Annotated in this window: 11 protein-coding genes; 3 read left to right on the forward strand and 8 right to left on the reverse strand. The window is 63.9% G+C overall.

From position 1 onward, the window contains the following. Window positions 1-4 precede the first annotated feature (4 nt). Genes VSX60_RS17970 through VSX60_RS17980 form a run of 3 tightly spaced genes read left to right on the forward strand, consistent with a single transcriptional unit; the run spans window position 5 to window position 3944 of the window. Complete coding sequence (locus tag VSX60_RS17970) at window positions 5-1750, forward strand: ATP-binding cassette domain-containing protein (protein ID WP_327625636.1); 1746 nt, start codon at window positions 5-7, stop codon at window positions 1748-1750. Next, complete coding sequence (locus tag VSX60_RS17975) at window positions 1747-2841, forward strand: ABC transporter permease (RefSeq protein ID WP_327625637.1); 1095 nt, start codon at window positions 1747-1749, stop codon at window positions 2839-2841. Before VSX60_RS17970 ends, VSX60_RS17975 begins: the two co-directional genes overlap by 4 nt. Beyond that, on the forward strand, window positions 2841-3944 hold the full coding sequence (locus VSX60_RS17980) for an ABC transporter permease (protein ID WP_327625638.1): 1104 nt from the start codon (window positions 2841-2843) through the stop codon (window positions 3942-3944). Before VSX60_RS17975 ends, VSX60_RS17980 begins: the two co-directional genes overlap by 1 nt. A gap of 50 nt (window positions 3945-3994) precedes the next feature. Here the strand turns inward: VSX60_RS17980 and petA are convergent, their stop codons facing one another. The 8 genes from petA to VSX60_RS18020 form a co-directional block, all read right to left on the reverse strand. Next, a complete protein-coding gene (gene petA, locus VSX60_RS17985; protein ID WP_327625639.1) occupies window positions 3995-4555 on the reverse strand; it encodes a ubiquinol-cytochrome c reductase iron-sulfur subunit in 561 nt (186 codons plus the stop codon). Between the two features lie 45 nt (window positions 4556-4600). Further along, window positions 4601-5116, reverse strand: a complete 516-nt coding sequence (locus VSX60_RS17990; RefSeq protein ID WP_327625640.1) for a c-type cytochrome — start codon at window positions 5114-5116, stop codon at window positions 4601-4603. Between the two features lie 121 nt (window positions 5117-5237). Continuing rightward, window positions 5238-5894: a methyltransferase family protein gene (locus VSX60_RS17995; RefSeq protein WP_327625641.1), complete on the reverse strand. Its 657-nt coding sequence runs from the start codon at window positions 5892-5894 to the stop codon at window positions 5238-5240. Further along, window positions 5894-6133, reverse strand: a complete 240-nt coding sequence (locus tag VSX60_RS18000) for a DUF2933 domain-containing protein (protein ID WP_327625642.1) — start codon at window positions 6131-6133, stop codon at window positions 5894-5896. The genes VSX60_RS17995 and VSX60_RS18000 overlap by 1 nt, the downstream gene beginning before the upstream one ends. Before the next feature lie 426 nt (window positions 6134-6559). Next, a complete protein-coding gene (locus VSX60_RS18005) occupies window positions 6560-7246 on the reverse strand; it encodes a DUF6629 family protein (protein ID WP_327625643.1) in 687 nt (228 codons plus the stop codon). Between the two features lie 214 nt (window positions 7247-7460). Then, on the reverse strand, window positions 7461-9827 hold the full coding sequence (locus VSX60_RS18010; RefSeq protein WP_327625644.1) for a heavy metal translocating P-type ATPase: 2367 nt from the start codon (window positions 9825-9827) through the stop codon (window positions 7461-7463). Window positions 9828-9891: 64 nt separating this feature from the next. Continuing rightward, window positions 9892-10230 carry an SHOCT domain-containing protein gene (locus VSX60_RS18015; protein ID WP_327625645.1) on the reverse strand — a complete coding sequence of 113 codons (339 nt, stop codon included), beginning with the start codon at window positions 10228-10230 and terminating at the stop codon, window positions 9892-9894. A 237-nt stretch (window positions 10231-10467) separates the two neighbouring features. Beyond that, a partial coding sequence (locus tag VSX60_RS18020) for an NAD(P)/FAD-dependent oxidoreductase (protein WP_327625646.1) occupies window positions 10468-11724 on the reverse strand: 1257 nt, incomplete at its 5' end.

Genomic DNA, 11724 nt, shown 5'->3' on the forward strand with positions numbered 1-11724 from the left:
GGCCATGGCAACCGACGATATCGTCATCGAGGCCGAGGGGCTCGGGCGCCGGTATCGGTCACTCCGGGCGTTGAGCGACATCGACATCAAGATCGGTGCTGGCGAGATCGTCGGTCTGGTCGGGGCGGATGGCGCGGGCAAGACGACGCTCCTGCAGCTTTTCGCGGCGATCCTCGACCCGAGCGAAGGCCGGTGCCGGGTGTTGGGTCACGACACGGTGAAGCAGGCCGCTCGGATCACGTCGGCGATCGGCTATATGGCCCAGGGCTTCACGCTCTACGACCGGCTGACCGTGGCCGAGAACCTGTCCTTCGCCGCCAAGATCCGCGGTGTGCCGGGCGACGTCTATATGGCCCGGCGCCGCCGGCTGCTCGACATGGCGGGGCTGGCGCCCTTTCTCGACCGGCGGGAGGGGGCGCTGTCGGGGGGAATGCGCAAGAAGCTCGCGCTTTGCGCCAATTTGATCCACGAACCGACGCTGCTGCTTCTCGACGAACCGGGGCTCGGGGTCGACCCGCTCTCACGCCGGGAACTATGGCAGATCCTCGGCGATTTCCGCCTTCAGGGAACGACGATCGTGCTTTCGACATCCTACATGGACGAGGCCGACCGGTGCGATCGCGTGGCGTTTCTGGACCAGGGCCGTTTGATCGCGCGCGGGCGACCCGAAGAGCTACGCGCGCGGGCGAAAGGACATGTCTATTCCGTCGTCTCGGACCGGCCCGCGGAATCCGAGGCGGCACTGCACGGGATGGCCGGGGTTCTCGGCATCCAGTGGCGCGCCGACAGCGTGCGTTTCGTGATGAAGCCGGACGCCGATCTGTCCCAGGTCGGGCGTGCGCGTCTGGAGGCTCTTGGACTTGTCGCACCGGCGGAACCGCGGATGGAGGATGTGTTCACGATCCTGCGTGGTGATGAGGCCGCGCCGGACGAAACCGGGAGCGCAGTCGTCGCCCGGCCGATCACCGATGCGGCGGGAGGCGTGCCGGGAGGGATCAGTACACAGGGGCTGACCCGCCGCTTTGGCGATTTCGTCGCGGTGGGTGATGTCACCCTCGCCATCGCGCCGGGCGAGATTTTCGGCCTGCTGGGGGCAAACGGCGCCGGCAAGACGACACTGATCCGCATGCTCTGCGGGCTGTTGCCGCCCTCGGCGGGCAGCGCGACGGTGGCCGGAGTCGACGTTTTGTCGGACCCGCGTCGCCTGCGGCAGCGGATCGGCTATATGTCGCAGCGCTTTTCGCTCTATCCCGATCTGACCGTCGGCGAAAACCTGTCATTTTTCGCCAGCGCCTATGGGCTGTCGCGGCGCGAGGCGCGCGAGGCCATTGGCTGGGCGGTGGCGATGACCGGACTCGGTGGCCAGCGGGGCGAAATGGTGGCGCGCCTGTCCGGAGCGGTGCGCCAGCGCGTGGCGCTCGGCTGCGGCATCCTGCATCGTCCGGCGGCGCTATTCCTCGACGAGCCGACCTCGGGCGTCGACCCGCTGGCCCGATTCCGGTTCTGGCGATTGATCCGGATTCTCGCCGAGGAGGGAATGACGGTTCTCGTGACCACGCATAATCTGGAGGAAGCGGCCTATTGCCATCGTCTCGGCCTGATGGATAGAGGCCGCCTGATCGCCAACGGCGATCTGCCGGCGCTGCGCGCGCATTTTCCTGGACGTTCCCTGGAAACGGCGGAGGATGTTTTTCTGGCCTTCATGGAGCGTGAACGGGTCACCGCCCTTTCCGAGAGGGCCGCCTCATGAAGCTGTCACGCATCTTGGCCGTGATTGAAAAAGAGACGAAGGAAATCGTCCGCGATCCCGTGACCGTCGCGGTGGCATTGCTGATGCCGCTGGTGATGCTGTTTTTGTTCGGCTACGCGATTTCGTTCGATGTGGACGGTGTCGCGATGGGCGTGCTCGACCACGATCGCTCGGCGGAGAGCCGGGCACTTGTCGATCGCTTCGTGGCCAGCGGTTACTTCCTCCTAAACGACGGCTATCGGAGCGCGATCGAGGTCGAGACCGCGCTGCAACGCGGCGCCGTCAAGCTTGCGCTGATCATTCCGCCAGGTTTCGCGGACCATCTGGCGCGGGGGGAACCCGCTCCGGTTCAGGCGCTGGTGGACGGGACATTCTCGGCAACGGCCAATCTGGTGGCGGCCTATGCCAAGGCGATCATCGCCGGCTTCGGTGCGCAGACCGCACCGCCGATCGAGGTGGCGGCGCGGGTCTGGTACAATCCTTCGCTGCGCAGCGTGAACTATGTCGTGCCCGGCCTGTTCGGCGTCATTCTCATGGCCTTTCCACCGCTGCTGACCGCGCTCGCGATCACCCGTGAAAAGCAGAGCGGCTCGATCCAGCAGATATTCGCCTCGCCGCTTACGCCGGCAGAGTTTCTGTCCGGCAAGCTGATTCCCTACGGGCTGATCGCGTTCCTGCAGATCGTCATGGTGATCGCGGTGGGTTTCCTCTGGTTCGCGGTGCCGCTCAAGGGCGGCCTCGCCCTGCTGTTGGGGGTCGGCCTGGTCTATGTCTTCACCACCGTGGGCATCGGGTTGCTGGTCTCGACGCTCACCAACAGCCAGCTCGCCGCCATGCTGCTGGCGCTCATCATCTCGCTGATGCCGTCATTCCTGTTTTCCGGCTTCCTGTTCCCGATCTTCACCATGCCCTTCGTGCTGCAGCTCTACACGCGGCTCTTCCCGGCGCAGTATTTCGTCGATTTCTCGCGCGGTGTGGTCCTGAAAGGGGCGGGCCTGGCCGAACTGTGGCCGTCGGTCCTGCTGTTGCTGGCCTATACGCTGGTGATCTTCGCGCTGGCCGTCTGGCGGTTCCGAAAGAAGGTGGCATGATGGGCGCGCGGCTCGCGGGGCTGCTGGTCAAGGAGCTGCTGCAGTTCCTGCGCGATCCGCTGATGCTGGTCCTGATTCTCTGGCTCTACACCGCCGAGGTCGTGATCTGCGCCTACGCGCTGTCCTTCGAGGTCGAGAACATGCCGTTGGCAATCGTCGATCTGGACCGCAGTCCGCAAAGTCGCACGCTGGTGCAGGGGTTTCTTGCAACGGATGTTTTTGCCGATGCCGGCCGGCCAGCCAGCGCCACGGAGGCCGGCGTCTGGCTGCAGGCCGGACGCGCGCGGGTTGCGCTGATCGTGCCGCCGGGGTTCCAGCGCGATCTTCTGGGCGATCGCCGACCGAACCTGCAATTGCTGCTGGACGGATCGAATTCCAACATGGCGGCCCAGGCACGGGGCTACGCCCTGGAGATCGTCGGGCGCGTCGCGGCCATTGGCAACGGCGGCGGCGGGACGGCGGCGGGGCCGGTGCCGATGGTGCGGGTCTGGTACAATCGCGACCAGACCTTCACCGCCTTTGTCGTGCTGTCGATGGTCGCGCTCGCGGCGCTGATGGTGGGCGTCATCCATCCGGCCGCGTCGATCGTGCGCGAGAAGGAGGCGGGAACGATCGAGCAGCTGCGCGTCACGCCGATACGGACGCCGGAACTGTTCGTCGCCAAGACCCTGCCGACCCTGGTGATGGGCCTTCTTTCGGTGTTCCCGAGCCTGTTGATCGTCTGGTGGTTCGGCATTCCGCTGCGCGGCAGCCTGCTCCTGTTCCTCGGCCTCACCGCGATCTTTCTGCTCAGCGCCATCGGCATCGGCGTCCTGATCGCCAGCGTCAGCCGGACCCTTCAGCAGGCGCTGCTGCTGGCGTTCTTCGGGCTGTTTCCGCTGATGTTCCTCTCCGGCACGCTGGCGCCGATCGAGAGCATGCCGGAAGTGCTGCAGATCGCCTCCCTGGCAAGTCCGTTGCGCCACTACATGGACGTGACGCTGGGGATTTTCCTGAAAGGCGTGGGAATCCGCGAATTGTGGCCGAGCGCGCTGGCGCTGCTCGCGATCGGTATTCCGCTGTTCGGGATGGCCATTCATATCTTCAGGCAAAAGGATGCCTGATAAGGCGGAGCCCTCGTGGCATCTTCGCTCTCCAATTATCGTTCCCGGCTCTAACCGATCCGCACCGCGCCGTTGTCGAGGAATTCATAAGGCGGCACATCAAGATTGCGCGGCGCGGGGCTGCGGCGCACCCGGCCGGCCGTATCGTAGACGGAGCCGTGGCAGGGACAGAACCAGCCGCCCCAGTCACCGCGCGGCGCGGCCGGGTCCTGGCCGAGCGGAATACAACCCAGATGGGTGCAGACGCCGACGACGACCAGCCATTCCTCCCGAACCACCCGCGAGGCGTCGGTCGCCGGGTCGATCAGGCCCGGATCGTTGTCATCCGCCCTGGCCCGCGCGATCTCGTCGCGTGTCCGGCGGGCGATGAACACCGGCCTGCTCCGCCACATCGCCGTAATCCGCTGGCCGACTTCGACGGATGAGAGGTCGATGTCGACCGAGGACAGAGCCAGCACGTCCGCCGCCGGGTTCATGCTGTCGATGAAGGGCCACAGCGCCACCGCCGTGCCGACCGCCGCCATCGCCCCGGTCGCGATGTAAAGGAAATCGCGGCGGTTCGCTCCGGCCCCTTCGGCCGGAGATCCGGAGCCGCTCATGTCTTCTGACATCGCAATGCCTCCTTTTTGCGCGCACGGCGGACCGTCGCCGTCACGTCACTCCTTGGTGTCTTCGCCGCCTTCATCATGCGGATTTTCATCCGGCATGTGTTCCATCAACTCCTTGATCCGGGACGGAACGTCAGCCTCGGAGAACGTCTTTTGCTCGTCCGTGTCATGGACGAAGGCGATGAGATCGGCCAACTCCTGCCCTTTGAGTTCGATGGGATCGCCGAGTTCCTCACGCTGGAGAGCTACCATCGCCTCCGCCCCCCGCCACATTTTTGCGGCGAAGTCGAACGGATTCATCGGACTCGGCATCGTCGCGGCGTCGAGCGGTGGCGCGTCCTCCCCACCCACGCCGTTGATCGAATGGCAGACGACGCAGCCCTTGCTGGCGAACAGCTGCTTGCCGCGGGCAGCGTCCATCTTCGGGACCACGACGCCGGGGCTCATCATATTCTGGTTCATCATTCCCGATCCCTGGCCGTCACTGGCGGCATAGGCCTGGCGAGCGATGGGCGTAGTGAGCGCGAGCGCACCGGCCAACAGTGTTATCGTCAAGTTTTTCATGAACTTCTCCTTCGGTTTGCTTCTTTCGGTTGGCGAGGCTTCGGTGATCACGACAGGATACCTTCAAACGCTTTGCCATGATCAGAATTGGCCGGACCGGATCGGAGCATTTGCCAATGGCTCATCGTGTGACCTCTCCCGTCCGGCGGCCCAGCAGGCGCGGCACGAAGCCGGGTACGCGCCGTGCGTATTCCGCGTAAACCGGCCCAAACTGAGCCAACGTTTCCCGCTCCTCCTCTCGGGCCAGATGGATGTACATCCAGACGAGAACGGGAAACATCGCGAGCGTCAGCAAGGTCAGCCACTGGAAGAGGAAGCCGAGCATGATCAGGATAAAGCCGACATATTGCGGATGCCGGACGCGGGCATATGGACCCGTGGTCGCGAGTCCGTGTTGCTGCTGCGCCCTGTAAAGGACGCGCCATGCTGAGGAGATAACAACGAAGCCGCCGCCGATCAGGACGAAGCTCAGAAGGTGGAAAGGCCCGAAATGTGGGTTTGCCCGCCAGCCGAACAGCATTTCAGGAAGATGGCCGGCATCATGGGTGAGCCAATCGATGCCGGGGTAATTGGTCTGCAGCCAGCCGGAGAGGAAATAGATCGTCAGCGGAAAGCCGTACATCTCGGTGAACAGGGCGACCAGGAACGCGCTGAAAGCGCCGAACGATCGCCAGTCCCGCCCGGTTTTCGGCTTGAAGAAGCTGAAGGCGAACAGGATGAAGATCGCCGAGTTGACGACGACCAGGAACCAGAGGCCGTAAGAGGCTGTCTCCACCATCAAGCCCTTCCCTCATCCGACGATCCGCCGTGCCCCTGGCTCCCGTCATGGCCAGGGTGCATCCACCAATGCATCATCACACAGATCGCCACCAAACCCCCGAGTAGCCAGTAGTCTCCAGGAATGTGGAAGCGACGCTCATAGAGCAGCATGAAGCCGGCAGCTCCGAGAAAGACGAGCAGAGCAATGCCGGCCAGCGATCTCCAAAAACCGGTAGGTTCTGAATCGCGATGCTGCATGCGACAACTCCTTCGGCCTGCGCGAAGAATCGCGAAGCGCCTAAAACCACAAGGCACACTTTCCAACGCCATCATGGTGGCGTCGCTACCAAGGAAGAGGCCAGGAAGCACGATGCATTCGGGCCGCCTGCTCTTTTGCCAATCGCCGCGGAAGATGCTCGACTGCGGGGCGTGCGATTATCCTTTAGACCCTGCACCAAAGGGTGTTTCCGGCCGATCGGGTATACAGACGCACGACACCGCCCGGCGTTACAGCTGTCGCGTCTCTCACAAGGGGCTCGTTTATCGTCCAGATCCAATGGACCATTCGGACGACAGGCCGCCGCCCCATGCGGCCCCGTTGCCGAGCGGGAGCGGCCTGGATGGAATCGATCCGTATCTTGGGGCAACGATCGATCTGCTCTCCGGGTCAGCCCGGCCGCGGCATCATGCGAACAGCAATGGGCATTCGCGAGCGCATTTATCGCGCAGGATGATGTAGATCAGATGCAGCGTCCCGAAGCCCGCCAGAAGGCAGAAGAACGAGATATAGGCATAGCGCAGCAACCAGATGTCCACGACCACGACCGCGATGATGGTGAGCCCGAAATAGCGCATGTGTAGGTAGCGTGACATGAGCGGCGGCGCGATGATCAGGAACAGGTAAATCACATAGGTAACCCAGCGCGGCATCATGTAGTCGAGCAGCATGGTCCCCTCGTAGGCCAGCGAATCGCGGTTGACGGTGACGCTGATCCAGTCGGGGTAGATGGCATGCGGAATGTAGAGCGCCAACCCGAAGGCGACGCCGATCACGGTGAACGCAAGGAACAGACGCTTGCGCGAGCTCTCCGGCGGTTCCAATACGTAGACCGAAAACGGGATCCAGATCGGCCACATGAACCAGGTAAAGAAGATAAACCCCATCGCGCCCCAAAGCACGGTGAAGGAATCGCCGGTGTTCACCCCCCACCAGACATTACCCTCCATGAACTGCTGGATACCGGCGAAAAGCGGCATCAGCGCCACCGGCAAGTAGCGGGTGTTGATCTGAGCGGCCTTCCAACTGGCGAAGACGCCGCCGCCGACCAGAAACACGCTTGCGGCAAAGCTGACCGGGGCTGACAGGCACATGGGCGCGTCCCTCCACAACCGACATCATCGAAAAGGCCGAAACCGACCTGCCGAAGACCTGATACGTTTTTCCCGCGCCTTTTTGATTGATTCAGCGCAACCCGCCGCAGCGACGGTGCGTCAAGCCTCGCGCCTGCGTCCCAAGAAACCGAGGCCGATCAGCACGACCGCGCCGAGTGCGAAGACCAGAGCATCCAGGTCGGCAGGTTCCACGTCAGATTTTCACGCGGCGCAGCCGTAGCGAGTTGAGCACGACGGACAGGGACGAGGCGCTCATCGCAAACGCAGCGAAGATCGGTCCGATCAGAATGCCGAGGAACGGGTAGAGGATACCCGCCGCGATCGGCACGCCCGCGGAGTTGTAGATCAGCGCAAAGAACAGGTTCTGCTTGATGTTGTTCATCGTCGCGCGACTGAGCTTGCGCGCCCGCACGATGCCGTCGAGATTGCCTTTCACCAGGGTGAAGCCGGCACTTTCGATGGCGACGTCGGCGCCGGTGCCCATGGCGATGCCGACATCGGCCTGAGCCAGAGCCGGCGCGTCGTTGACGCCGTCGCCGGCCATCGCCACCTTGCGCCCCTCGGCCTGCAGTTCCTTGATGATGCGGGCCTTGTCCTCGGGCAGCACGTCGGCGCGGATCTCATCGATGCCCAGGCGCCCGGCCACTGCCTTTGCCGTGCGCTCATTGTCGCCGGTCGCCATGATGATGCGGAAGCCTTGCTTGTGCAAAGCCTTCAGAGCGGCCGGCGTCGTCTCCTTGACGGGGTCGGCGACGCTGACCAGGCCGGCGATCTTGCCTTCGAGCACCACGAACATCACCGTCTCGCCCTGGTCGCGGCGCGCGTCGGCGGTTTCGGACAGGCGCCCGCCGTCGAGCCCGAGATCGACCATCAGCTTGGCGTTGCCGAGCGCCACCGCCTTGCCGTCGACGACGCCTTTCACGCCCTTGCCGGTGACCGCCTCGAAATCGTCGGCGCTCACCATCTCGACGCCGCGCTCTTGCGCCCCGGCGACGATCGCCTCGGCCAGCGGATGCTCCGACCCCCTTTCGAGGCTCGCCGCCAGCCTCAGCACGTCGGCTTCGTCATGGCCGGCTTCCGGCAGCACCGCCACCAGCTTCGGCTTGCCCTCGGTCAATGTGCCGGTCTTATCGACGATCAGCGTGTCGACCTTGGCGAAGCGCTCCAGGGCCTCGGCGTTCTTGATCAGGACGCCAGCCTGGGCGCCGCGCCCGGTGGCCGTCATGATCGACATCGGCGTCGCGAGACCCAGCGCACAGGGGCAAGCGATGATCAGCACGGCGACCGCCGACACCAGACCGTATGCGAGCGCGGGCTCCGGCCCCCAGACCGCCCAGGAGATGAAAGACAGGATGGCGATGCCGATCACCACCGGCACGAACTTGCCGGCCACCATGTCGGCGAATTTCTGGATCGGCGCGCGCGAGCGCTGGGCGTTGGCGACCATTTCGACGATCTGTGAGAGCATGGTGTCGGCACCAACGCGCTTGGCCTCCATCACCAAGCTGCCAGTGCCGTTAATGGTGGCCCCGGTCACCGGGTCGCCGGGCGTCTTCTCGACCGGCACCGGCTCGCCCGAGATCATCGATTCGTCGATCGAGGAACGACCCTCGACCACCTCGCCATCCACCGGAACCTTGTCGCCGGGGCGCACTCTCAGCCGGTCGCCGACCACGACATCTTCGAGTGGAATCTCCTCCTCGGTCCCGTCGGGCCGGATCAACCGCGCCGTCTTGGCCGCCATGTCGAGCAGCGCCCGGATCGCCGACCCCGTCTGTTCGCGTGCTCGCAGTTCCATTACCTGGCCCAAGAGGACCAGCGTGACGATGACTGCGGCAGCCTCGAAATAAACGCCGACCGAGCCGGTCTCGAGATCGCGGAACCCGTCGGGGAAGATCTGCGGGAACAAAACAGCCACGATGCTGAACAGATAGGCGGCGCCGACGCCCATCGAAATCAGCGAGAACATGTTGAGGTTCATCGTTTTGAAGGACTTGTAGCCGCGCACGAAGAATGGCCAACCCGACCAGAGGATCACCGGTGTGCCGAGAACGACCTCGATCCATAGCGACATCCGCTCACCAAACAGCTCCCTGAAGAATGTGATGCCCAGATAAGGCGTCATCGTCAGGATCAGCAGCGGCACGGTCAGCGCGGCGCCGACCCAGAACCGGCGGGTGAAGTCGACGAGCTCCGGATTCGGTCCTTCCTCACCAACTGGCACGCCTTTGGGCTCCAGCGCCATGCCGCAGATCGGGCAGTCGCCGGGACCGACCTGTTCGATCTCGGGATGCATTGGGCAGGTGTAGATCGTGCCTTCCGGCATTTCCTTTCGCTCGGGCTTGCCGGACAGGAAACTTTCCGGATCGGCCGCGAATTTGTCGTGACATTTCTGCGAGCAGAAATAATAGGTTTCGCCGCTATACTCTCGGGATGGCTTGCCCTGGTCCAGAGCCACCGTCATTCCGCAAACCGGGTCTTTGACCGTCCGGTCATCCGGCGAAACACTGGCATGGCCATGCTGATGGTGACTGTGATCTTGAGGCTCGTGCTTGTTCATCGGGCTATCCTGGCGTCCTGGTCATGACGTTCTTTCTCCGCCGGCTGGCGCGTATACGGCCGTCTCAATCAGCCAGCAGGCTCCGGCGCTCCTCGAATTCTTGCCGGTCGATCTCACCGCGGGCGAAGCGCTCGCGAAGGATATCGAGCCCGCGCTTGGTCGACGAAGGCGATCCGCCTCCCTGTGATGCTCCGCTGCCCGCCCAACGGACCGCGAGGACGATCAACACAACCAGGCCGCCCCAGAACAGGATCATCATCAGCGAACCGGAAATCATGTGTCCCCATCCCCAATCCCAACCGGGATCCCAGTAGAGCGACCGATCCGTCGAAGCTTGTGCCAAGGTCGGCAAGGAGGCCATTGCGCCCGCCATTACCGGCAGAGCGATTTTCAGTCGTTCCATCATCGAAATCTCCATCGCCCGCTTGCGGCGATGCCTATCCCAATCCCCGGTCCGGGGTATTGTGTCTCTACAGACGGATCAGGATTTGCGGCGTTACAGCTTTCGTGACGCATCCGGCGCGAGGGGCGGACGATCTCGGCCAGGCGAGGCTGTGTTCGTTGGCGATGCCGACAACCAGACCCTTCCGGCCCTTCAGATCGATGACTTCCATTTCGGAGCCTGCTCCTACCAGTACGATCAGCGGTCGAAACCCGTCGCGACGTGGCCTACCCCGTGGCGACACCAGACGCAGTCGCAGCCCACATGGTCGCAACTGGGATCGCCGAGCGGCACGCGGTAGCGCCAGCGTGCGATCGGAAAGACCAGACGGGTCAGAACCGAGGGGCGGTAAAGCCGCCGCAGCTTCGCGGTCGTATCCGAGCGGCTCAAGCCCCGCAGAGCCCAGCGCCGGCTGCGTTCGCCCACGATATTGTAGATGTAGCGATTGCTGACGCCTGTCTGAAGCAGCGGCAGCAGCTCCCGCTGCCACAGCCGCGTATAATCGACCGCCTCGATCAGGCTGCGGGCGGCCAGAATTCCGGAGCGCAGGGCATAGCGCATGCCGAAACCGGCCAGCGCGTCCTGAAACCCCGCCTGCTCACCGATCACCGGATGCCCGCCCTGGAGGGCCGTGCGCGGCAGGCGGAAATTCGCGTAGCCGCCGAAGGGTCGCGGATTGCGCATTGCGAGCCCGGTCTTGTCGACGAAGAACGCGACGGTACGCTCTACATGTTCCGCCTGGCGCTTGAAGCCAGTGAACATGCAATTCGCCACCGTGCCGCGGCCTTCCTGGATAAGGAGATAGGCGTAGCCGAGCGGCGCCAGTCGGTCGTTGAAGGCGATCCAGTTACCGTCTGGATGGTCGGTCTCGAAGACGTAGCCGGTGGCGATGGCATCGGCTGTTCTCGGCCCGATCGCGAAAACGGTCGATCCTGTGGGGTCCTCGACCCGGTCGCCGAACCGCACCTCGACGCCGGCCTCGATGGCCTGCTCCAGAAGGCCCGAATCCAGGGTTCCGTCGTCGCCACCGCGCCGCACAAGATAATGGAACGGCCGGTCGCCGTGGACACGATACGCCCTCCCCCAGGCGTCGAAGGCGGTGCCGTCACGGATCGGATGACTGTCGAAATTTGTCTCGATGCCCGCCCTGCTCAGTTCGTCGAGGACGTCCCGGTCGTCGCTCCAGTTCTCCAACCCTTGAAAGTCTCCATGGAATCGGCTGCCGACGCTCTTGTGCCATTCGCGCACGATGACCGGTCGGCCGGCGCGCGCCAGAACGATGGCGCAGGCAAGTCCAGCCAAGCCCGCGCCGACGATGGTTACGGACTCGTCCGCCGACGTCACCCTGTCCGTCGTCAGAACATTTGGCGCAAAACTGGTCGTCGAATTAAGGAGAGACGGCCTCGTCTGGGGATTGATGTTTAGGCGGCGATCCTGCGGTGCTGCAAGCGCCGA

Origin of the sequence: Aurantimonas sp. A3-2-R12 (assembly GCF_036016755.1) — a bacterium.
GTDB classification, from domain to species: Bacteria; Pseudomonadota; Alphaproteobacteria; order Rhizobiales; family Rhizobiaceae; genus Aurantimonas; species Aurantimonas coralicida_A.

What these genes read in the sequence shown, in the direction of transcription:
- petA (WP_327625639.1), bottom strand. Translation starts at nt 4,555, where the DNA reads ATGTCAGAAGACATGAGCGGCTCCGGATCTCCGGCCGAAGGGGCCGGA.
- VSX60_RS17970 (WP_327625636.1), top strand. Translation starts at nt 5, where the DNA reads ATGGCAACCGACGATATCGTCATCGAGGCCGAGGGGCTCGGGCGCCGG.
- VSX60_RS17975 (WP_327625637.1), top strand. Translation starts at nt 1,747, where the DNA reads ATGAAGCTGTCACGCATCTTGGCCGTGATTGAAAAAGAGACGAAGGAA.
- VSX60_RS18005 (WP_327625643.1), bottom strand. Translation starts at nt 7,246, where the DNA reads ATGTGCCTGTCAGCCCCGGTCAGCTTTGCCGCAAGCGTGTTTCTGGTC.
- VSX60_RS17980 (WP_327625638.1), top strand. Translation starts at nt 2,841, where the DNA reads ATGGGCGCGCGGCTCGCGGGGCTGCTGGTCAAGGAGCTGCTGCAGTTC.
- VSX60_RS18000 (WP_327625642.1), bottom strand. Translation starts at nt 6,133, where the DNA reads ATGCAGCATCGCGATTCAGAACCTACCGGTTTTTGGAGATCGCTGGCC.
- VSX60_RS17990 (WP_327625640.1), bottom strand. Translation starts at nt 5,116, where the DNA reads ATGAAAAACTTGACGATAACACTGTTGGCCGGTGCGCTCGCGCTCACT.
- VSX60_RS17995 (WP_327625641.1), bottom strand. Translation starts at nt 5,894, where the DNA reads ATGGTGGAGACAGCCTCTTACGGCCTCTGGTTCCTGGTCGTCGTCAAC.
- VSX60_RS18015 (WP_327625645.1), bottom strand. Translation starts at nt 10,230, where the DNA reads ATGGAACGACTGAAAATCGCTCTGCCGGTAATGGCGGGCGCAATGGCC.
- VSX60_RS18010 (WP_327625644.1), bottom strand. Translation starts at nt 9,827, where the DNA reads ATGAACAAGCACGAGCCTCAAGATCACAGTCACCATCAGCATGGCCAT.